This window comes from Nocardioides maradonensis (assembly GCF_054777115.1).
In genome coordinates, this window is record NZ_BAAHAZ010000017.1 from 1 (window position 1) to 20,519 (window position 20,519).

General features: G+C 71.5%; 18 protein-coding genes and 1 pseudogene. 11 read left to right on the top strand and 8 right to left on the bottom strand.

Annotated elements, in window-relative coordinates:
• Both ACYVAQ_RS18240 and ACYVAQ_RS18245 read left to right on the top strand, forming a co-directional pair.
• Window positions 1-216 (top strand): annotated as a pseudogene (locus ACYVAQ_RS18240) (IS630 family transposase); the annotation flags it as partial.
• Window positions 217-285: 69 nt separating this feature from the next.
• Window positions 286-1,452: a hypothetical protein gene (locus ACYVAQ_RS18245; protein WP_460791873.1), complete on the top strand. Its 1,167-nt coding sequence runs from the start codon at window positions 286-288 to the stop codon at window positions 1,450-1,452.
• 3 nt (window positions 1,453-1,455) lie between these two features.
• On the opposite strand, the gene ACYVAQ_RS18250 is transcribed toward ACYVAQ_RS18245, so the two are convergent.
• Entirely contained in the window at window positions 1,456-2,823 is a 1,368-nt protein-coding gene (locus tag ACYVAQ_RS18250; protein WP_460791874.1) for an aminopeptidase P family protein, read from the bottom strand.
• A gap of 59 nt (window positions 2,824-2,882) precedes the next feature.
• On the opposite strand from ACYVAQ_RS18250, the gene ACYVAQ_RS18255 reads away from it, so the two are divergent.
• The 5 genes from ACYVAQ_RS18255 (at window position 2,883) to ettA (ending at window position 9,750) form a co-directional block, all read left to right on the top strand.
• Window positions 2,883-4,004 (top strand): PrsW family intramembrane metalloprotease, encoded by a 1,122-nt coding sequence (locus ACYVAQ_RS18255; RefSeq protein ID WP_460791875.1) that lies wholly within the window; start codon window positions 2,883-2,885, stop codon window positions 4,002-4,004.
• On the top strand, window positions 4,001-5,749 hold the full coding sequence (locus ACYVAQ_RS18260; RefSeq protein ID WP_460791876.1) for an ABC transporter: 1,749 nt from the start codon (window positions 4,001-4,003) through the stop codon (window positions 5,747-5,749). Before ACYVAQ_RS18255 ends, ACYVAQ_RS18260 begins: the two co-directional genes overlap by 4 nt.
• The gene (locus ACYVAQ_RS18265; RefSeq protein WP_460791877.1) at window positions 5,746-7,353 is read left to right on the top strand and encodes a GTPase; all 1,608 of its coding nucleotides are present in this window, start codon (window positions 5,746-5,748) and stop codon (window positions 7,351-7,353) included. Before ACYVAQ_RS18260 ends, ACYVAQ_RS18265 begins: the two co-directional genes overlap by 4 nt.
• A 173-nt stretch (window positions 7,354-7,526) precedes the next feature.
• Window positions 7,527-8,003 (top strand): single-stranded DNA-binding protein, encoded by a 477-nt coding sequence (locus ACYVAQ_RS18270; RefSeq protein ID WP_460791878.1) that lies wholly within the window; start codon window positions 7,527-7,529, stop codon window positions 8,001-8,003.
• Window positions 8,004-8,067: 64 nt separating this feature from the next.
• On the top strand, window positions 8,068-9,750 hold the full coding sequence (gene ettA, locus ACYVAQ_RS18275) for an energy-dependent translational throttle protein EttA (protein WP_460791879.1): 1,683 nt from the start codon (window positions 8,068-8,070) through the stop codon (window positions 9,748-9,750).
• A 175-nt stretch (window positions 9,751-9,925) separates the two neighbouring features.
• On the opposite strand, the gene ACYVAQ_RS18280 is transcribed toward ettA, so the two are convergent.
• Window positions 9,926-10,453, bottom strand: coding sequence for a MarR family winged helix-turn-helix transcriptional regulator (locus tag ACYVAQ_RS18280; protein WP_460791994.1), 528 nt, complete (start codon window positions 10,451-10,453; stop codon window positions 9,926-9,928).
• 29 nt (window positions 10,454-10,482) lie between these two features.
• Window positions 10,483-11,697, bottom strand: coding sequence for an acetyl-CoA C-acetyltransferase (locus tag ACYVAQ_RS18285; protein WP_460791880.1), 1,215 nt, complete (start codon window positions 11,695-11,697; stop codon window positions 10,483-10,485).
• Between the two features lie 108 nt (window positions 11,698-11,805).
• On the opposite strand from ACYVAQ_RS18285, the gene ACYVAQ_RS18290 reads away from it, so the two are divergent.
• Window positions 11,806-12,585: an acyl-CoA thioesterase gene (locus ACYVAQ_RS18290; protein ID WP_460791882.1), complete on the top strand. Its 780-nt coding sequence runs from the start codon at window positions 11,806-11,808 to the stop codon at window positions 12,583-12,585.
• Here ACYVAQ_RS18290 and ACYVAQ_RS18295 read toward each other — a convergent pair.
• From ACYVAQ_RS18295 to ACYVAQ_RS18310, 4 genes are all read right to left on the bottom strand, one after another.
• Window positions 12,546-13,097 carry an RNA polymerase sigma factor gene (locus ACYVAQ_RS18295; protein ID WP_460791883.1) on the bottom strand — a complete coding sequence of 184 codons (552 nt, stop codon included), beginning with the start codon at window positions 13,095-13,097 and terminating at the stop codon, window positions 12,546-12,548. The genes ACYVAQ_RS18290 and ACYVAQ_RS18295 overlap by 40 nt on opposite strands.
• A 76-nt stretch (window positions 13,098-13,173) precedes the next feature.
• Complete coding sequence (locus tag ACYVAQ_RS18300; RefSeq protein ID WP_460791884.1) at window positions 13,174-13,734, bottom strand: hypothetical protein; 561 nt, start codon at window positions 13,732-13,734, stop codon at window positions 13,174-13,176.
• Between the two features lie 142 nt (window positions 13,735-13,876).
• Entirely contained in the window at window positions 13,877-14,257 is a 381-nt protein-coding gene (locus tag ACYVAQ_RS18305) for a globin (RefSeq protein WP_460791885.1), read from the bottom strand.
• Window positions 14,258-14,264: 7 nt separating this feature from the next.
• The gene (locus ACYVAQ_RS18310) at window positions 14,265-15,236 is read right to left on the bottom strand and encodes a mechanosensitive ion channel family protein (RefSeq protein ID WP_460791887.1); all 972 of its coding nucleotides are present in this window, start codon (window positions 15,234-15,236) and stop codon (window positions 14,265-14,267) included.
• Window positions 15,237-15,299: 63 nt separating this feature from the next.
• Here ACYVAQ_RS18310 and ACYVAQ_RS18315 point away from each other — a divergent pair, with 63 nt between their 5' ends.
• Together ACYVAQ_RS18315 and ACYVAQ_RS18320 are read left to right on the top strand one after the other, a co-directional pair.
• Window positions 15,300-15,656, top strand: a complete 357-nt coding sequence (locus tag ACYVAQ_RS18315) for a hypothetical protein (RefSeq protein ID WP_460791888.1) — start codon at window positions 15,300-15,302, stop codon at window positions 15,654-15,656.
• 4 nt (window positions 15,657-15,660) lie between these two features.
• A complete protein-coding gene (locus ACYVAQ_RS18320; protein WP_460791889.1) occupies window positions 15,661-16,020 on the top strand; it encodes a TPM domain-containing protein in 360 nt (119 codons plus the stop codon).
• A 72-nt stretch (window positions 16,021-16,092) separates the two neighbouring features.
• On the opposite strand, the gene pepN is transcribed toward ACYVAQ_RS18320, so the two are convergent.
• Entirely contained in the window at window positions 16,093-18,681 is a 2,589-nt protein-coding gene (gene pepN / locus ACYVAQ_RS18325; RefSeq protein ID WP_460791890.1) for an aminopeptidase N, read from the bottom strand.
• Window positions 18,682-18,857: 176 nt separating this feature from the next.
• Here pepN and ACYVAQ_RS18330 point away from each other — a divergent pair, with 176 nt between their 5' ends.
• Window positions 18,858-20,495, top strand: a complete 1,638-nt coding sequence (locus tag ACYVAQ_RS18330) for a CHAP domain-containing protein (protein ID WP_460791891.1) — start codon at window positions 18,858-18,860, stop codon at window positions 20,493-20,495.
• Window positions 20,496-20,519 lie beyond the last annotated feature (24 nt).

Genomic DNA, 20,519 nt, shown 5'->3' on the forward strand with positions numbered 1-20,519 from the left:
GCCTCCTGGATGAACCTCGTCGAGGTCTGGTTCGGCATCGTGGAGCGTCAGGCCATCCGGCGCGGTGTGTTCAAGTCCGTCAAGGACCTCAACGCCAGGATCCGTGCCTTCATCGACGGCTGGCACGAGCGAGCTCACCCGTTCGTTTGGACGAAGACCGCCGACCAGATCCTCGCAAAGGCCAACCGTCCAACTACTTCAAATCCGCGCCACTAGTCATTGACAAGTTCGCCGCCGAACAGCCAATCTAGGCACTGGCAAGTTGCCCATGATCGGGGAGGTCGGATGATCGACACCACGGAGACGGCACGGCGCAAGGCCGCGACGCCGGCGTACGACGGATGGGTGGCGCCCGAGGACATCGACCTCGATGCCTGGAACCAGGTCGGCGACCCGATCGCCGAGGCCCTCGTCGGCCTGATGCGGGATCGGAAGCTGATGGGTGGCGACCTCCTCGCCACCGCACGGCGGCTCCGGGCCGACGGGGTGGGGGAGGCGGACGCGTTCTTCACCGACGTCGAGTGGGTGCCGGCGTGGGCCGACTTCGACGCGATGCTCCCCGGAGCGCTGATGGGACGGCGTTGCGCGGTCGGGCTGGTGCTGGGCATCCATGGTGCGCTGCCGATGACCTACGTCGATCCCGCGACGGCGCGGGTGATGGCGAGTACCGGGCGGCTGGCTCGATCGGGGGACGACTTCGGACGGCGCTTCTGGGAGACGGCCGCCGGTTTCGCGGGCGCTCTCGACGTCGACGGCATGCGACCGGGCGGTCCGCGTTGGGAGCAGTGGGTGCGGATCCGGCTGCTGCACACCTGCATCCGACTCGGCATCCTGCGGTCCGGCCGGTGGGACCCGGCTGCCAGCGTACCGATCAGCCAGACACCCACCGCAGCGGGTGCGCACATCTTCGGGCGCTACCGGGTCAACGTCATCCGGCACCTCGGCGGTCGGGTGAGTGAGGAGGAGGCCGAGAGCTTCGACCTGATGTGGCGCTGGATCGCCCGTCTCCAGGGGGCGAGCACCGAGCTGCTGGGGCGCGACAGCGCCGAGCAGCTGGCCATCGCGGTCCGGATCGGGCACGCGCTCTACGGGCCTGACGCCGACTCGGCGGCCCTCACCTCGACGATGATCGACGGGCTCGCGCGGATGCGATCGACCTTCCCGATCCCGCGGCGCGCGCACTCCGGCATCGTGCGCGCGCTCCTCGCCGCAGAGCTGACCGAGGTGTTCCCCGACGTGGACGTGGCCGCGGATCTCGGGTTGCCGGCGGACCGGCGTACCGACCTCGTCGCGTCGGCCGTCACCGCAGGCGGTCGCGGACTCTCCTGGGTCCTCGACCGCCTGCCGAGCACGCCGGACCTCGACCTGGCGATCGTGGATCGCAGCGTCGAGCGCGGGCTTCGGCACCGTCCCGCGACCTTCCGGCCCACGCCGGTCGCCGGGGACCTCTGAGGATCAGCCCCGCAACGAGCCGAGCCACTCCTCGACCCCGTCCGGGTCGCGGGGGAGGGCGGCGGACAGGTTGTGCACGCCGTCGGCGGTGACCACCACGTCGTCCTCGATCCGGATGCCGATGCCGCGCAGCTCCTCGGGGACGAGCAGGTCGTCGTCCTGGAAGTACAGGCCGGGCTCCACGGTGAGCACCATGCCCTCGGCCAGCGTGCCGTCACGGTACGCCGACGGGGCGGCCTCGCCGCAGTCGTGCACGTCCATGCCGAGCATGTGGCTGACCCCGTGCAGCGTCCAGCGCGAGTAGACCTTCGACTCCGGGTCGAGCGCCTCCTCGGCCGAGACCGGCAGCAGGCCGAGCCCCTCCAGCCCGTGGGCCAGGACGACCATCGCGGCGTTGTGGCCCGCGAGGAACGGAACGCCCGGACGCAGGGCCGCGATCGCGGCCTCCTGCGCGTCGAACACGAGCGAGTAGAGCTCGCGCTGCAGCGGCGTGAACGTGCCGGAGACCGGGATCGTGCGCGTCACGTCGGCGGTGTAGAGGTTGTGGCCCTCGACGCCCATGTCGCACAGCACGAGCTCGCCGGGCCGGATCGGCCCGGAGTTCTCGATCCAGTGCAGGGTCGTGGCGTGCGCTCCACCGGCGACGATCGAGTCGTAGCCGAGGTCGTTGCCCATCAGCCGAGCCCGGCGGAAGAAGGTGCCCTCCAGCCAGCGCTCGCCGTGCTCGATGACGCGGTCCCACTCGCGGGCGCAGTCCTCGAAGCCGAGGGTCGTGGCGTCGACGGCCTGCTGCAGCTCGCCGAGCTCCCACTCGTCCTTGACCAGCCGCATCTCCGAGGCGACGCGGGCGAGGTCGATGTCGGTCATGTCCCGGGTCTTGCCGGCCGCGGCGAGGACCCCGGGCAGCTCGTCGACGTGCCGCACCGGCAGGCCCAGGGCCCGCTCCATCTCGACCAGCGACGGACGACGACCGGCCCAGAGGGCGCCGTACGCCCGGTCGCGGAAGAACTCGTCGGTGTCGCGGCCGGACCGCGGCCGCGCGTAGAGCGTCGAGGAACCGTCCGGCTCGATGACCAGGGTCGCGTCGGACGTCTGGTTGCCGGAGAAGTAGGTGTGGGCGGTGTCGGAGCGGAACCGGTAGTCGGTGTCCGCGGCCCGCTGCTTGAACGTCCCGGCCGGCAGCACCAGGCGCTCGCCGGGGAAGGCGGCGGCCAGCCGCGCGCGACGTTCGGCGGCGTACGGCGCGATCGGGTGCTCGGGCACGTCGGCGTCCCCATCGCGCCAGCCGGTGCGCATGAAGGCGGCGTACGCCTCGGGCACTGCCTGGTCGTGGGCCTCGGTCTTCAGGGTCTCTGCGTTCCGTTCCTCCACACTCCGCACTGTACGCCGGGGATCGGGTCGGCCCGATTCCTCCCGATAGGCTTCCGCCCATGCCTGCAGCCCCCCGCGACAGCGTCGCCTTCACGGTCGTCGTGACCGTGGCGGTCGCGCTCGGCGCGTGCGGCGTGCTGCTGCTCCTCGCGCTCCACGGTGCGCCCACGACCACGTTCGTCGCGACGGTGCTGGCGGCGTTGCCGGTGGGGCCGGTCGTGGCGGCGTACGTCTGGCTGGACCGCTACGAGCCCGAGCCCAAGCGGCTGCTCACCCTCGGCCTGCTCTGGGGTGCGTGCGCCGCGACCGCGGTCGCCGTCGTGATCGAGGGCGTCGGTGGCGTCGTGACGGGGCTGACGACGAACGCGCAGGTCGCGATCCTCGGTCCGATCACCGAGGAGGCGTGCAAGGGCCTCTTCCTCTTCCTGCTGCTGTGGTGGCGGCGGGCCGAGGTCGACGGGGTCCTCGACGGCATCGTGTACGCCGGCATGGTCGGCGTGGGCTTCGCCTTCACCGAGAACATCCTCTACCTGGCCTCGGCGTACGACGGCGCCGACGGCATGGGCCCCGGCGGCGTCGGCGGCATCACCTCGACCTTCGTCGTGCGGTGCGTGCTCAGCCCGTTCGCCCACCCGCTCTTCACCGCGTTCACCGGAATCGGCGTCGGCCTGGCCGTCACCTCGCGCAGCCGCGCGGTCCGCGCCCTCGCGCCGATCGGCGGCTTCTGCCTCGCGGTCCTCGCGCACGGCCTGTGGAACGCCTCGACGGTCTACGGCTTCGGCAGCTTCGCGATGATGTACGCCGTCCTCGGCGCGCCCGCGTTCGCCGGCATGACCGGCCTCGCCCTGTGGGCGCGCAGCTCGGAGCGCAAGCTGCTCACCGAGGCGCTCGGTGACGCCGCCCGACGCGGTCTCATCCCGGCCAGCGACATCGGCTGGGTGGTCGACCTGCGGGCCCGTCGGATCGCCCGACGGCACGCCCGGAGGGAGGGCGGTCCCGATGCGGCGCGGGCCATGCGGGATTATCAGCAGGCGGCTGTCGAGCTCGGCTTCCTGCACCACCGTCTCCTGCGCGGCACCGCGCCGCGCGACTGGCAGGTGCGGGGCCAGGCGTTCCTCAGCCGGATCCAGGCGGACCGACCGCGGTTCGCATTCCCCGGACAGGTGGTGCCACAGCGATGACTCACGACCTGTCCGCAGCGTCCCCGTTGGACGGCAGCGACGGCCGCAAGATGCTCACCGAGGTGATCCGGCTCAACGCCGCGCTGAAGGACGCCCCGCTCCCGCTCGACCTCCCCGGCGCACCGACGCTGCGCGAGGCCCGCGCCCAGCTGATCGAGCAGCTCGAGGACTACGTGATCCCGCGGCTGATGTCGCTGGACGCCCCGATGCTCACGGTGGTCGGCGGCTCGACCGGCGCGGGCAAGTCCACGCTGGTCAACACCCTCGTCGGGCACCGGGTCACCGCTCCCGGCGTGCTCCGGCCGACGACGAGGTCGCCGGTGCTGGTGCACCACCCGGCCGACGCGGGCTGGTTCGGCGCCGACCGGTTGCTGCCGGACCTGCGGCGTACCGCCAACTCGACCGACGACCAGCACGCCATCCAGCTGATCGCGACCGACGCGGTCCCGCAGGGCCTGGCGATCCTGGACGCGCCCGACGTCGACTCCGTCGACGAGCGCAACCGCGAGCTGGCCGGGCAGCTCCTCGCCGCCGCCGACCTCTGGCTCTTCGTGACCTCGGCCGCGCGCTACTCCGACCAGGTCCCCTGGGAGTACCTCAAGCTCGCCGCCGACCGCTCCACCGCCGTGGCCGTCGTCCTCGACCGCACGCCGCCGGACGCGGTGCCGACGGTCTCCGCGCACCTGGCCCGGATGCTCGCCTCGCGCGGCCTCAAGGACTCGCCGCTGTTCGGCGTGGCCGAGGGTGAGGTGTCCGAGGAAGGGTTGCTGCCCGCCGGCCACGTCGCCGAGATCCGGCAGTGGCTCGAGGCGCTCGCCGAGGACGCCGATGCGCGCCGCTCGGTCGTCAACCAGACCGTCGCGGGCGCCGTACGGACGGTGACCCGGAAGGCCTTCCCGATCGCTGACGCGGCCGCCGCACAGGTCGGCGCCGTCGGTGACCTGCTCGCCGTCGCCGACAAGGCGTACGACGACGCGCAGGCCGGCCTGCTCGCCGCGAGCCGCGACGGCTCCGTGCTGCGGGGCGACCTGCTCGCGCGCTGGCAGGAGTTCGTCGGCAGCGGCGAGCTGATCCGCTCGCTCGAGGCCAAGGTCGGCTTCGTGCGCGAGCGGCTGGTGAACGCGATCAAGGGCAAGCCGCAGCAGGCCGAGCGGCTCGCCGTGGCGGTCGAGGTCGCGATCGAGGCACTGGTCGTCGACCACGCCGAGCGCGCGGCGGCAGCGGCGTCCGCCGCCTGGCGGACGACCGAGCCCGGCGACGCGCTCCTGGCCGCGACGGCCGACGACCTGTCCCGAGCGGGGCGCAACCTTCGTCGGCAGACGACGCAGCAGGTCCGCGAGTGGAACGACGAGCTGCAGGACCTGGTGCGCGACGGCAGCGGGGACGTCCGGTCGACGGCGCGGTTCCTCGCGCTCGGCATCCACGGTCTGTCGGTGACCCTCGCGGTCGTCGTGCTCGCGGACGGTGCGGGAGCGCAGGCTCCCGACGCCGTCCAGCTGGGCCGGCGCCTGCTCGAGACGGTGCTCGGGGCGCCTCGCGTGGCCTCCATGGTCGCGGCCGCGCGGGATGCGCTCGATGCACGCCTCGAGGCGCTGGTCGACACCGAGCGCGGGCGCTACCTGGCCCCCGCCGAGGAGTGGCAGCTCAAGCCGGAGGCCCCCGAGCTGCTGCGCCAGGCGGCGCGCAGGGTCGACGACCTCCGCTTCGCAGCTGTTCGAGCCAAGGGCACGGGAGGCCACGGGTGAGTGTTGAGGACGAGGCGGCGGAGGTCCGGGAGCGCGCGACGCGCGGGACGCCGATCGGAGCCCGGATCGAGGGTCTGAGGGCGGCCGTCGAGGCGGCCCGCGGGCACATCTCCGACGCGTCGCTCGACGAGGCCCTGTCCGCCGCGGAGCGGTCGACCGGTCGGCTCCGGCTCTCGGCGCAGCACACCGTGGTCGCCATCGCCGGTGCCACGGGCTCGGGCAAGTCCTCGACGTTCAACAACCTCGTGGGGCTGGAGCTGTCGTCGATCGGCGTACGCCGCCCGACCACGTCCTGGGCGACGGCGGTCGTGTGGGGGAGCGAGGGTGCCGGTGAGGTCCTCGAGTGGCTCGGCATCCCGCCGCGCCACCACACGATGCGCGACTCCCTGCTCGACACCCGCCGCGAGGACAGCTCGCTGGACGGCATCGTGCTGATGGACCTGCCCGACCACGACTCCACCGAGGTCTCGCACCACCTCGAGGTCGACCGGCTCGTCGAGCTCGCCGACCTGCTGGTGTGGGTCGTCGACCCGCAGAAGTACGCCGACGCCGCGCTGCACGACCGCTACCTCAAGCCGCTGGCGACCCACCAGGACGTCATGGTGGTGGTGCTCAACCACATCGACACGATCGCCGAGGACAAGCGGGCCGGCATGGTCGCCGACGTACGCCGTCTCCTCGCCGCCGACGGCCTGCCCGACGTCACCGTGATCCCGGTGAGCGCCAGGGAGGGCCTCGGGATGGACGCCCTGCGCAGCGAGCTCGCCTCGCGGGTGGCGTCCAAGCGGGCCATGACGGCGCGCGCCGAGGCCGACGTCGCGGCGGCCGCCCAGCGCCTGGAGCGCGAGGGCGGGTCGGGACCCGCGCCTGAGCTCGACGCGGCCCGCGTCGCGAAGCTCGAAGAGGCGACCGCGGACGCCGCCGGCATCCCGACCGTCGTCGACGGCGTCGAGCGGTACGTCGCAGCGCGCACCCGTCGCGCGGTCGCGTGGCCGCCCGTCGCGCTGCTGGGCCGTTCGGCCGGCGGCGACCTGGCCCGCGAGCTGGGCGCCGGCGACGGTGCCCCCGCCGTGGCGCCCGTGCCGCGCGAAGCTGTGCACACCACCATCCGCGAGGTCGGCGACGAGGTCACCGACGGCCTCGGGCCGGCGTGGCGACGCTCGGTGCAGTCCGCGGCAACCGGACAGATGGCCGAGGTGGGCGACCGCCTCGACGCAGGGCTGCGCTCCGTCGACCTGCGCGCGGCCGGCGTACCGGGCTGGGCGAACGTGCTGCGCGTTGTGCAGTGGCTGCTGCTCGTCGTGGTCCTCGCCGGAGCGGCGTGGTGGATCGTCCTGGGCGCCACCGGCAAGCACGTGCCGTCGCTCGGCGGCGTCCCGTCCCCGGCCGTGGCGGTCGTCGGCGGACTCGTGCTCGGCATCGTGCTGTGGCTGCTCGCTCGCGGCGCCGTCGCCGCGGTGGCGCGGTCGCGGGCACAGGCCGCCGACGCGGCGCTGCGCGGCGTCGTGCGCACCGTCCTCGGCGAGACGGTCGTGAACCCGACCAACGCCGAGCTGCGGGGCTACGCGGCGTTCCGCGCCGGTATCGACGCCGCCGCCCGCTGAACGGGGTCCCACCGCACCACCCGCCCCACCGCAGGCCGGTTGCCGCCGGCGTACCTGTGGACGACGAGGCTCGTCCACAGCCCCGCCTCCGGCATGCCCGGCGCTGTCGGAGCCTCCTTGTCGACTCGTTCCCGAGCGACCGCACGCGGCGGTCGGGACGAGAGGACACGAAGATGAGCAACGAGACGATGGTGACGATCCAGGGCTGGGTCGCGAACGAGCCGGTCGTGCGAACCGTCAGCGGGCACGAGGTGGTCAACTTCCGGGTCGGCGTGACCCCGCGACGCTTCCACCGGAGCCGGCAGGAGTGGGTCGACGGCCAGACCCAGTGGTACGCCGTGAGCGCCTGGCGCGCCCTCGCCGCGAACTGCGGGCGCTCCCTGCACAAGGGCGACCCGGTGATCGTCCACGGCCGGCTGGACCACCGCACCTACATCAACGCCAGCAACCTCGAGGTCGTCGCCCTGGAGATCGAGGCACTCACCGTCGGGCACGACCTGTGCCGGGGATTCGGCAACTTCCTGAAGTCGCCCGCCCGGCAGCCGGCCGGCGTGCCGGAGCGCGACGCGGTCACCTCCGCGCCCGATCCGTTCCCCGACGTGAAGCCGAAGGTCGCCGAGGCGCTGATGGGGGACGTGCACGCCGCCTGAGCGCGGTGTCCGAGGGTCAGGGTCGGTTCAGTTCGAAGCGGCCCTGACCCGTAGCCTGTGCCGCATGGCGGAGTACATCCTTTCCCTGCGCAACGTTCGCAAGGCCCACGGCGACAAGGTCGTCCTCGACAACGTGACGCTCTCGTTCCTGCACGGGGCGAAGATCGGTGTCGTCGGCCCGAACGGCATGGGCAAGTCGTCCCTGCTGAAGCTCATGGCCGGGCTCGACCAGCCGAACAACGGCGACATCGTGCGCGACCCCGACGCCACGGTCGGCATGCTCCAGCAGGAGCCGCCGCTGACCGAGGGCAAGACCGTCCTGGAGAACGTCGAGGAGGCCGTCCACGACATCAAGTCGAAGATGAAGCGCCTCGAGGACGCCTACATGGAGATGGGCGACCCCGACGCCGACCAGGACGCCCTGATGGCCGAGACCGGCGAGCTGCAGACCTACCTGGACAACGCCAACGCGTGGGACATCGACAGCCGCCTGGAGCAGGCGATGGACGCCCTGCGCTGCCCGCCGTCGGACGCGCTGGTCGACAACCTGTCCGGTGGTGAGCGCCGCCGGGTCGCACTGTGCAAGCTGCTGCTCCAGCAGCCCGACCTGCTGCTCCTCGACGAGCCCACCAACCACCTCGACGCCGAGTCCGTCCAGTGGCTTGAGGGCCACCTCAAGAGCTACCCGGGCGCCGTCCTGGCCGTCACCCACGACCGGTACTTCCTGGACAACGTCGCCGAGTGGATCGCCGAGGTCGACCGCGGCCAGATCCACGGCTACGAGGGCAACTACTCCACCTACCTGGAGACCAAGAAGGAGCGCCTCAAGATCGAGGGGCAGAAGGACGCCAAGCGCGCCAAGATGCTCGAGAAGGAGCTGGAGTGGGTCCGCTCCAACGCCAAGGCGCGGCAGACCAAGTCCAAGTCGCGTCTGGCCCGCTACGAGGAGCTCGCCGCGGAGGCGGACAAGGCCCGCAAGGTCGACACCGCGGACATCAACATCCCGCCGGGCCCGCGGCTCGGTGACATCGTCCTCGAGGCGCACGACCTGACCAAGGCGTTCGAGGGCCGCACCCTGTGGAACGACATCAGCTTCACCCTGCCCCGCGCCGGCATCGTCGGCGTCGTCGGCCCGAACGGCGTCGGCAAGACCACCCTGTTCCGGATGATCACCGGCGGCGAGACGCCGGACGCCGGCGAGCTGAAGGTCGGCACCACGGTCAAGATCTCCTACGTCGACCAGAGCCGCGGCGGCATCGACCCCAACAAGAACGTCTGGGAGGTCGTCTCCGACGGTCTCGACTTCATCAAGGTCGCCAACTTCGAGATGAACTCGCGCGCCTACGTCGCGTCGTTCGGCTTCAAGGGCCCCGACCAGCAGAAGAAGGCCGGCGTGCTGTCCGGTGGTGAGCGCAACCGCCTCAACCTGGCGCTGACGCTCAAGCAGGGCGGCAACATGCTGCTGCTCGACGAGCCCACCAACGACCTCGACGTCGAGACGCTGTCCTCCCTCGAGGACGCACTGCTCGACTTCCCGGGCTGCGCCGTGGTCACCTCGCACGACCGCTGGTTCCTCGACCGGATCGCCACCCACATCCTGGCCTGGGAGGGCGACGACGAGGACGGCGGCAAGTGGTTCTGGTTCGAGGGCAACTTCGCGTCGTACGAGGAGAACAAGATCGAGCGGCTCGGTGCCGACGCCGCGCGTCCGCACCGCGTCACCCACCGCCGCCTCACGCGCGATTAGGCGCGAGCGTCGTCGCTGGTCGGTGTCTCCCTGGGTTCTCTCCGTCACTTCGTTGGTGAGAACCCAGGCTCGACACCGGCGGCGCCGCGCTGCCGCGCTCGCGGTTGCCGGGCGTAGGTCCTACGTCAGTCTGGCGGCAACCCTTGGGTGCCCGGGTACTCACCGGGCCCCACCATCATTCGCGGATCTCGAGCTCGGGGCGGTCCGCGATCAGGTGGTCGGAGACCGCGCCGAAGACCCGCTGGACCGCTTCGAGGTCGGCGGGCTCGGCGAGGTCGACGAGGTAGCGGCGTACGCCCTCGACGTGGACGGGGGCGGCCTCGCGCAGCTTGTCCCAGCCCTTCTCGGTGAGTCGCGCGACGACACCGCGGCGGTCCTCGTCGGAGCTGCAGCGGCTGACCAGACCGTCGGCCTCCATCCGCTTGACCGTGTGCGTCAGCCGGCTCCGGCTGTGCGCCAGGGAGTCGGCGAGCTGGGCCATCCGCAGGTGGCCGTCGTTCTCGGAGAGGCGGACCATCACCTCGTACTCGACGAGTGACATGTCGAAGACCTTCTGCAGGTCGCGGTCGAGGCGGTCGCGCAGCAGCGTAGTACCGAGCATGTACGCGCGCCACGCCTGCTGCTGCTCGGCGTCGAGCCACCGCGGCTCCCGGACGGTCGCACAGGCGATGTCGTCCGGGTCCACGTCGGGGTGCGCGGGCATCGGGTCCACCCGCGCAGTCTAGAAGGCGCTCAGGACAGGCGCTCCAGGATCATCGCCATGCCCTGCCCGCCGCCGACGCACATGGTGATGAGGCCGGTCGACTTGTCGTGCCAGCTCAGGCTGTTGAGCATCGTGTTCTGCAGCCGGGCACCGGTCATGCCGAACGGGTGCCCGACGGCGATCGCACCGCCGTTGACGTTGAGCTTCTCGATCGGGATGCCGAGGTCCTCCGCGGAGGGAAGCACCTGGGCCGCGAACGCCTCGTTGATCTCCGCGAGGTCGATGTCGTCGATCGTCATGCCGGCGTTCTTCAGCGCGCGGCGGCTGGCCTCGACCGGGCCGAGACCCATGATCTCGGGGGAGAGGCCGCTCACTCCGGTCGAGACGATCCGGGCGAGGGGAGTGAGGCCGAGCTCGGCCGCCTTGGTGTCGGACATGATCACGACCGCGGCGGCGCCGTCGTTGAGCGGGCAGCAGTTGCCCGCGTTGACCACACCGTCGGGGCGGAAGACCGGCGTGAGCTGGGAGACGGCCTCGTACGTGACTCCGGCCCGGGGGCCGTCGTCGGTGCTGACCACGGTGCCGTCGGCGAGGGTGACCGGGGTGATCTCCCGCTCCCAGAAGCCGTCGGCGATAGCCTTCTCCGCGAGGTTCTGGGAGCGGACGCCGAACAGGTCGAGGTCCTCGCGCTTCAACCCCCGCATCCGGGCGACGTTCTCCGCGGTCTGCCCCATCGCGATGTAGATGTCGGGCAGCTGGCCGTCCTCGCGCGGGTCGTGCCAGTCCTGGCCGCCGGCGGCGTAGCCCTCGGTGCGCGCCTGCGCGTCGGCGAAGAGCGGGTTCTTGGTGTTCGGGATGTGGTCCGAGGTGCCGAACTGGTAGCGCGAGACGGTCTCGACACCGGCCGAGATGAAGACGTCGCCCTCGCCGGCCCTGATCGCGTGGAAGGCCATCCGGGAGGTCTGCACCGACGAGGAGCAGTACCGGGTGATGGTGGCGCCGGGGATCTCGTAGCCCATCAGCGTGGTCACGATCCGCGCCATGTTGTTCCCGGCCTCGCCACCGGGCAGGCCGCAGCCGAGGTAGAAGTCGTCGACGTCGTTCGGGTCCAGGGCGGGGACCTTGTCCAGCGCGGCCTGGGCGATGAACGCGGTCAGGTCGTCGGGCCGGAAGTCCTTGAGCGAGCCCTTGTTGGCGCGGCCGATCGGCGTACGGGCGGCAGAGACGATGACTGCTTCGGGCATGCGGAGCTCCCCAGGTGGGTCGGGTGCGGGTCGCGCAGAGCCTAGCCCGAAACTGGAACACGTTCTACTTGTCCCTGCTGGGCAGACGCCAGCGGACGGTCTGGAAGCATGCACCCCGTGCGTCACCGCTCCTCCTGCCCGCTGCGCTGGGCCGACCTCGACCTCCTCGGGCACGTCAACAACGTCCGGTACGCCGACTACCTGCGGGTCGGCCGCGACGACCTGCTGCGCGCCTCGGGCATCGACCCGGACCCCACCACCCTTCCGGTACGTCGCCACGAGCTGACCTTCCTCGCGCCGCTCATGTTCAGCCGCGAGCCAGTGGTGATCGAGTCGTGGTTCGCCGACCGGTCCGAGCAGGGGGCGGTGCTCGAGCACGAGATCCTCGGCGGCGGCCCGGACCCCGTGGTGCACCTGCGCGCGCGGACGTTCCTGGGCGACGCGCAGCCGGCCGCCGATCCGGTCGTGGTGCGCTCCGCCCCCGACCGGCACTACGCCCTCCAGGTCCGCGCCGGCGACCTCGACGTGACCGGGGTCGCGAGCGACGTGGCGTTCGTCGAGTTCTTCCAGGAGGCGCGGATCGGGTTCTTCGACAGGATCATGCGCGGCGGCCTCGAACGCGGGAAGGTGCGCTGGGTCGTGGCCCAGACCGACATCGACTACCTGCGCCCGGTCGAGAACCGCCCGGCGGCGTACGACTGCTTCACGCGCCTCGCCCGGGTGGGCAACAAGTCCCTCACCGTCGAGTCGGTGGTCCGCGACGAGACCGGCGCCGACCATGCCACCGCACGGGTGGTCCTCGTCGTCTTCGACCCGATCGCGAACCGCTCGGTCGAGCCGCCGCCGGGCTACCGGGAGCCGTTGGAGACGTTCGTCGCCCCGAGCTGACCACGCAGCTTCTTCAGGCCCCGGTGCCGCGCGACGCGGACGGCCACCGCGCTGATGCCGAGCGCCTCGGACGTGGCGGCGGCGTCGAGCTCGAGCACCTCCATGCAGGTCAGCACGTCCCGCTCCCGGTCGGGGAGGCCGGCGAGGGTCCGGCGTACCCAGTCGCTCTCGGCCAGCGTGACCTCCGGGCCCGGAACCACGCCCTCGTCGACCGGCTGCGCCGCATCGGACATGGCGCGCCGGGCATCGCGCCGTCGGGTGTTGAGCCCGAAATTGCGCGCGATGCCGAACAGCCACCCCGCGAACTCGTCGCTGGAGCCGGTGAAGTCGGCGACCTTCTCGGCCGCCACGAGCCAGGCCGCGGCGGCGATGTCGTCGGGCGCGTCTCCGGCGCCGGTGCTGCGCGACTCCAGCCACACCAGAAGACGACCGGCATGTGCCCGGTAGAGCGCACGCCAGGCGTCGGGGTCACCGGCTTTCGCGGCGGCGACGATCGCGTCGTCGACGTGCACGTGGCGTGATCCGCTCCTGTCCCCGAGTCCGTGGGTGGATCTGGCAGCGGGAGTCTAACGCCGCGTGTAACGCCGATCAGCCGATGTGTCGGGGAGACGTCCTGTGGCCGAGGTGCCGGCCGTGGTTCTTGCCCCAGCCGTAGTGGTGCCCACCGCCGAGACCCGGCCAGGGCTCGGTCGTGATCGGGCCCGGACCGGTGCCGCGTCGCAGCGGGACGGCCGCGTGGCGGCCGTGCTGGTGCTTGTGTGCGGCGCTCTTGCCGCGGGCGTGGCCCTTCGCGGCACCGCCCCGTGCGTCCGGCAGCCCCGGCGCCGCGGGGCTGCCGGACGAGGAGCCACCGGATTGTGGGGATCCGGTGACTCCGGGCGGCGTGGTCGGGACCATCGGCGCATGCGTGATCTCGCGGTGCCTGAACGGTGTGTCGACACCGGCCAGAGCACCTGCGGCCCAGCTCGTCGCCCCGAGAAGGGCGACCACCACCGCGACGAGAGCTGCGCGCAGCCCAACCAACCAAGGCGTCCCCGGGGAGGGCGTCGAGACGACGCTTGCCGCGGCCAGCCGCTCCAGCAGCGCGCCGTCGGGATCGAGGGTCGGGATCTCGATCCGCAGTGCGGGGTGCCGGGAGGTGGGGGCCATCGGAATTTCCTCGGATGAGCGGCCGGGCCCGATGTGGGGTCGGGCCCGGCCAGGGGACGTACTCAGGAGATACCTGTCACGGCCCCGGGCGATTGTTACAGCCGTCGCAGAGCTTTTTCGAGAATCTCGTTCCCGCGTCGGTTCAGCCCGGGGTGTTGACCATGAACGTCGCCGCGTGCGTGACGTACTCCCAGAACCGGGCGTCCTGCTCGGGAGTCAGGTCGGCCCCGTCCAGGGCCGCGCGGAAGTGCGTCAGCCAGCGGTCTCGGGCGGCCAGGTCCACCGCGAACGGAGCGTGCCGCATGCGCAGCCGGGGGTGACCCCGGCGCTCGGAGTACGTCGTCGGGCCACCCCAGTACTGGACCAGGAACAGCAGGAACCGCTCCTCGGCCGGGCCGAGGTCGGGGTCGGGGTACATCGGGCGGAGGACCTCGTCCTGCGCGACCCCGGCGTAGAACCGCGCCACGATCCCGCGGAAGGTCTCGAACCCGCCGATCTCCTCGTAGAAGCTGACCTCGCTCACCGCGCCATCATCCCTCGGCGGCAGCCGGCTGCGCCGCCCGGTCCTCGCTCTGCCACACCACGCGCTGCGAGAACGGGATCCGGATGCCCTCGTGGTCGAAGCGCGCCTTGATCCGCTGCCGCAGGGTGCGGGCGACGGCCCACTGCTGCAGCGGCGCGGTCTTGACCATGACCCGGACGGTCACCGCGTCGAGGGTGATCGCCTCGACACCGGTCACCTCCGGCTCCTCGATGATGATGCCGGTGTAGTCCTCGTCCTCCCACATGTCGTGGGCGACCTCGCGCAGGACCTGCTGGACCTTGCCGAGGTCGGCGCTCGGGTCGACCTGCACGTCGATGACGGCGCGCGACCAGTTCTGGCTCTGGTTGCCGACCCGGGCGATGGTGCCGTTGGGGACGTACCAGACCGTGCCGTGCACGTCGCGCAGCCGCGTCATCCGCAGGGTGACGGCCTCGACGGTGCCGGAGGCGTCGCCCACGTCGACGACGTCGCCGACGCCGTACTGGTCCTCGATGAAGATGAAGATGCCGGCCAGGAAGTCCTTGACCAGCGACTGCGCGCCGAAGCCGAGCGCGAGGCCGATGATGCCCGCGCTCGCGATGATCGGTGCGATGTTGACGCCGATCACGCTCAGCGCCATGGTGCCGATCACCGCGATCAGGATCACGGTGATGATGCTGTTGAGCAGGCCGGCCATGGTCGCAGCCCGCTGCTTGCGCCGAGCGGCCACCGGGCTCTCGACGCGTTCGGGGAGCACCCCGCGCTCCGCGCGTCGCGCGATCCGGTCGACGAGGCGCTGCAACAGCCAGCGGATCACCACTCCGAGCGCGATCAGTCCCAGGATGGCCAACGGGCGTCCGATGACGACGTTGGACCAGCTCGCGAGCTCGGTGCTGCCGGTGACCTTGTAGGTCAGGTCGCACACCATGTGGCCGTCGCAGACGGTCGGGGAGGTCACGTCCAGGGGGAAGAACTGCATCCACCCAGTCAACAGGGCAAGGGCGCTGGGCCGAAGTCCGGGGGAGCCGATACCCTGTGACCCGTGATCAGGACCGCCGTACGCCGCTCCGCCGCCGTCATCGCGCTCACGACCGTGCTCGTTGCCTCCGGCGACATCGCGTTCGCCGACACCCCGATCCCGGGGGGCGGCTGGGAGAGCAAGCCGAACATCAACGACCTGCACGCCTGGCTCATCTTCGTGGGCATCCCGGTCCTGGTGCTGGTCGTGATCTCCGCGCTCGTCCTGGCGCCGGCGCTCGCCCGCGGCGAGAAGCTGTTCTACTCCGGCGACCCGGAGCCCGAGGGCCAGTGGCTGGGTGGCCCGCGCAAGGCGGTCGGCGAGCTCGCCGAGCCCGACACCGAGACCTCTGCTGCCGGCGGCGCCGGCGGCACCTGGTGACCCCGTGGCCCACGCGCACCTGAGCCACGCCGACCAGGCTCGCCTCGACGCGACGATCCGCGCCGCCGAGCAGTCCTGCCGCGCCGAGATCTCGGTCTACCTGGGTGCGGCCGAGGGCGACATCCGCGACTTCGCGACCAGCCTGCACAACACCCTGGTGCTGCCGAGCCGCAGCATCCTGGTGCTGGTCGACCCCGACCGCCGCGCCGTCGAGGTCGTCACCGGCGGCCGCGTGCGCGCGTCGCTGCCGGACGAGAAGGTCGCCGCGATCGTGGGCGAGATGACCAAGGCGTTCGCCGCGGGCGACCTGCTCGGTGGCCTGACCGTCGGTGTCGAGCGCTTCGGCAGGGAAGCCTCGGTCTGACCGGTATGACCACCTGATTCGTACGACGAAGGGCCCGCACTCCCAAGAGTGCGGGCCCTTCGCGCTGCTGGGTCAGCGGGCGTCGCGGGCCTGTGCGGCGAGCGAGCGCGCGACGTCGTCGCGGCCCTCGCGGACGTAGCGGACCGCGCCCGGGTTGACCGTGTCGGCGTTGGCCGCGAGCCACGCGTCGACGGTGTCCAGGGTCGACTGGGTCGCGACGAGCCGCGGGAACAGCGCGGTCAGCGCCACTGCTGCCTTGTGGCTGCCGAGGCGGTCCCAGGTCGCCGGGGCGTCGGCGAGGAAGCGCTCGACGTACGGCGCCAGCACCTCCTCCTGACCCGCGCGCCAGAACGACACCGCCACGCTGCGCGCGGTCTCGTTGGGCACCGAGCCGTCGACCATGGCCTGCTCCCACGCGCGCGCCTTGGCCTCGGCGGTGGGCATCGCGGCCCGCGCGGCCGCGGCCTTCTCCTGACCGGTGATGGTCTGGTCGGTGGCGAGCTCCGCATCGATGCGTACGTCGTCGGCGCGACCCACCCGGGCCAGGTTGGCCAGCAGCAGCCAGCGCATCTCCTGGTCGACCGCGAGGCCCTCGACGACCAGCGAGCCGTCCAGGAGCGCCTCGAGGTCGGCGATCGCGGCGTCGGTGTGCGCGACAGCCGCGTAGGACTGGGCGAAGGTCAGCTGGTGGTCCGAGCCGGGGGCGGCCGCGAGCAGCAGCTCCTTCAGGCCCGCCTCCCACCGGTCGCGCAGCGCGTCGCGGCGCGTCGGGTCGCTGTAGACGCTGACCGCCTGGGCGGCGTACGTCGGGATCCGGCTCAGGCCCCACGAATCGGTCTCGGATCCGATGTTGCCGAGCACCAGCTCGACGAAGTCGGTCGCGGCCATCTCGGCGTCGCGGGTCATGTCCCACGCGGCGCCCCAGACCAGGGCCCGCGCCAGCGAGTCCTCGATCGCGGCGAGGTCGGCGATCGCGGTCGCCAGCGACCGCTCGTCGAGCCGGATCTTGGCGAACGCCAGGTCGCCGTCGTTGAGCAGCAGCAGGTCCGGCTGCTGGGCACCGACCAGGTCGGCGATCTCGGTGCGCGCGCCCACCACGTCCACCTCGACGTACGACGTGCGCACCAGCCGGCCGGACTCGTCCTTGTCGTAGCAGCCGATGCCGAGGCGGTGGCGGCGCAGCGTCGGGTAGGCCTCCGGTGCGGTCTGCACGACGGCGAAGGAGGAGTAGGTGCCGTCCGCGGCGACCTCGAAGGCGGGGGCGAGGGTGTTGGTGCCGGCGGTCTGCAACCACTCCTGCGCCCAGCTCGTCAGCTCACGCCCGGACGCCGCCTCGAGCGCGGTCAGCAGGTCGTCGAAGGTGGTGTTGCCGAAGGCGTGGTCGCGGAAGTACTGCCCGAGGCCCTTGAGGAACGGCTCCAGGCCGACCCAGGCGACGAGCTGCTTCAACACCGACGCCCCCTTGGCGTAGGTGATCATGTCGAAGTTCACCTCGACCGCGTGCAGGTCGACCATGTCGGCCGCGATCGGGTGGGTGCTGGGCAGCGCGTCGGCCCGGTAGCCGGTCTGCTTGCGCGCGTTGGTGAAGCCGGTCCAGGCGTCGTCGTACGACGTCGCGAGCGCCTCGGCGTGGTAGCAGGCCCACTCCGCGAACGACTCGTTGAGCCACAGGTCGTCCCACCACTTCATGGTCACGAGGTCGCCGAACCACATGTGGGCCATCTCGTGCAGGATCACCGACGCGCGGAACTCGTAGAACGAGCGCGGCTGCCGGGAGCGGGGGAGGTACTCGTCGCGCAGGGTCACGGCGCCGGCGTTCTCCATGGCGCCCGCGTTGAACTCCGGCACGTAGAGCTGGTCGTACTTGCCGAACGGGTAGGGCACGCCGAACTGGGCCTCGAAGAACTCGAAGCCCTGCTTGGTCAGCGTGACGACCTCCTCGCGGTCGCGGTCCAGCTCGGCCTTGAGCGACTGCCGGCTGAAGTGGCCGAGCGGGATGGTGCCGTTCGGGCCGACGTACTCGTCGCGGACCTCGTAGTAGGGGCCGGCGATGATCGCGGTGACGTAGGTCGACATCCGGTGGGTGGGTGCGAACGACCACGTGGCGAAGCCGTCGTCGCCGTCGGTGGTCGAGCCTGTCGAGACCGGCTCGGGGGTCGGGGCGTTCGACACGACCAGCCACTCGGCGGGTGCGTGGACGGTGAAGCTGAACGGCGCCTTGAGGTCGGGCTGCTCGAAGGTCGTGAACACCCGGCGGGCGTCGGGGACCTCGAACTGGCTGTAGAGGTAGACCCGGCCGTCGGCGGGGTCGACGAAGTGGTGCAGGCCCTCGCCCGTGTGCGAGTAGGCGCAGTCGGCCTTGACGACCAGCACGTTCTCGGCGGCCAGGTCACGCAGGGTGATCCGGCTGTCGGCGTACACCTCGGCAGGGTCCAGGGGCGTGCCGTTCAAGGTGATCTCGTGGATCGTGGCGCCGACGAGGTCGGCGAAGGTCTCGGCCCCGGTCTCGCGTGCGGTGAACGCGATCGTGGTGGTCGATCCGAAGGTGGTGACGCCATCGGTCTCGGCCTGGGTGAGGTCGAGCTCGACGGCGTACGAGGTGACGTCGATGAGCGCGGAGCGGGCGGTGGCCTCGGCGCGCGTCAGGTTGGTTCCGGGCATGTCCTCGATCTTCGCACCGGGCGGCCGAAGGGAAGGAAACGGGGGAGACGTGGACCACAGAGAATCGCGAACTACAACGATGTAACTTTAAAAAGTCAACGCGACACGCCGGTGGTTCGTGTGTTTCTTGGGGTTTTTGTTGCGCTTTGGGACCTCCGTGGCCGAAGGTAAGCGGCATGCGACGCGGAGCCTTGACCGTGCGCTGGTGGTCCGCGGTGACTGCCGGCGCCCTGTTCACGACCCTGCTCGTGCTGACCGGGGGGCGCGGTCTCCTGCTCCACGTGCGCGAGACCTCGGGACTGACCTACTTCTGCAGCGGGTATTCCGGCTGCAACGCTGCGGGCTACTCCGACAGCGGGTACGGCGCGGTCAGCAACAGGATGTATTGGCGCATGTACCCGGGTCACAACTGCGTCAACTACGTGGCCTACCGGATGATCCAAGCCGGTCTGCCGAACACCCGGCCGTGGACCGGCAACGGCAACGCCGCCAACTGGGGCCACGCGATGTCGAGCATCACCGACCAGACGCCCGCCGTCGGCGCGGTGGCCTGGTGGGACGCCTACCACCACGTCGGCTCCGCCGGCCACGTCGCGTACGTCGAGAAGGTGATCTCGCCGACCGACATCATCATCTCCGAGGACTCCTGGAGCGGCACCTTCCACTGGCAGGAGGTCACCGCCTCCGGGGGGTTCTGGCCCAGCGGCTTCATCCACTTCAAGGACAAGGACGCCGGTCCGGTCCTGGTCAACAAGGTCGCGCCGTTCATCTCGGGCGACGCCCAGGTCGGCCAGGTGCTGACCGGTCACGTCGGCACCTGGGGCGGAGGCCCGTCGGCGTTCGCCTACCAGTGGACGCAGGACGGCGTGGCGATCCCGGGGGCCACCGCGGCGACGTACACGCCGACGGCCACGCAGATCGGCAAGCGGATCGGCCTCACGGTCACCGGCAGCCACGCCAAGGCGACCTCGGTCGCCGCCTCGTCGGCCGCCACGGATGCCGTGCTCCGCGGGACGTTCACCAACGCGACGGCGCCGGCGGTGACCGGCGACCCGATCATCGACCAGACCCTGACGGCCGACCCGGGTGGCTGGACCCCTGCGCCGGCGTCGTACACCTACCAGTGGATCGCGGACGGCAAGTGGATCCCGGGGGCGACCTCCTCGACGCTGCCGCTCACGGCCGACATGCTCGGTCAGCAGATCAAGGTGATCGCGCACGCCCGCGGCGCCGGATTCAAGACCGCGACGCGCACCTCGATCACCCCGGTCACCGTCCTCGGCAGGATCGTCGTCACGCGCTCGTTCGCGATCAGCGGGCCGGCGGAGATGGGCGGCACGCTGACCGCGAACGGTGCGTTCACCCCGACCACGGCGACGGCGAGCTATCAGTGGCTGCGCGACGGCACGCCCGTCGCGGGGGCCACGGCGGCGACGTACCGGTTGAAGGCCGCCGACCTCGGCCATCACATGTCCGTGCAGGTCTCGCTCGCCGGCACGAACTACGTCCCCGCCTCGCAGACGGCCGCCGACGACCGCCTGGTCCGCTCGACGGGGCACGTGGTGCTCCACTCGGTCGGGCGCCGGGGCGCCGCCGTCGTCCGGCTCCACGTCCGGGCGCCCGGGATGTCCCCGGTGACCGGCACGGTGACGGTGCGGGTCGGTCGGATGCGACAGACGGTCACGCTGGTGAACGGCAGCGCCCGGCTCGTCTTCGACGGGTTCAAGCCCGGTCGCTACGGGGTCTTCGCCTACTTCCTGCGCAGCGACGAGGTGCACGAGACGCACACCTTCGGTGGCGTCAGGATCCTCTGAAGACGGGAGCGTTGGCCGGTCCTG

Bases quoted from the DNA above. Each gene is read 5' to 3' on its own strand.
- ACYVAQ_RS18300 (WP_460791884.1), bottom strand. From the start codon at position 13,734: ATGGCCCCCACCTCCCGGCACCCCGCACTGCGGATCGAGATCCCGACC.
- ettA (WP_460791879.1), top strand. From the start codon at position 8,068: ATGGCGGAGTACATCCTTTCCCTGCGCAACGTTCGCAAGGCCCACGGC.
- ACYVAQ_RS18330 (WP_460791891.1), top strand. From the start codon at position 18,858: ATGCGACGCGGAGCCTTGACCGTGCGCTGGTGGTCCGCGGTGACTGCC.
- ACYVAQ_RS18260 (WP_460791876.1), top strand. From the start codon at position 4,001: ATGACTCACGACCTGTCCGCAGCGTCCCCGTTGGACGGCAGCGACGGC.
- ACYVAQ_RS18290 (WP_460791882.1), top strand. From the start codon at position 11,806: ATGCACCCCGTGCGTCACCGCTCCTCCTGCCCGCTGCGCTGGGCCGAC.
- pepN (WP_460791890.1), bottom strand. From the start codon at position 18,681: ATGCCCGGAACCAACCTGACGCGCGCCGAGGCCACCGCCCGCTCCGCG.
- ACYVAQ_RS18280 (WP_460791994.1), bottom strand. From the start codon at position 10,453: ATGCCCGCGCACCCCGACGTGGACCCGGACGACATCGCCTGTGCGACC.
- ACYVAQ_RS18255 (WP_460791875.1), top strand. From the start codon at position 2,883: ATGCCTGCAGCCCCCCGCGACAGCGTCGCCTTCACGGTCGTCGTGACC.
- ACYVAQ_RS18310 (WP_460791887.1), bottom strand. From the start codon at position 15,236: ATGCAGTTCTTCCCCCTGGACGTGACCTCCCCGACCGTCTGCGACGGC.
- ACYVAQ_RS18245 (WP_460791873.1), top strand. From the start codon at position 286: ATGATCGACACCACGGAGACGGCACGGCGCAAGGCCGCGACGCCGGCG.
- ACYVAQ_RS18285 (WP_460791880.1), bottom strand. From the start codon at position 11,697: ATGCCCGAAGCAGTCATCGTCTCTGCCGCCCGTACGCCGATCGGCCGC.
- ACYVAQ_RS18270 (WP_460791878.1), top strand. From the start codon at position 7,527: ATGAGCAACGAGACGATGGTGACGATCCAGGGCTGGGTCGCGAACGAG.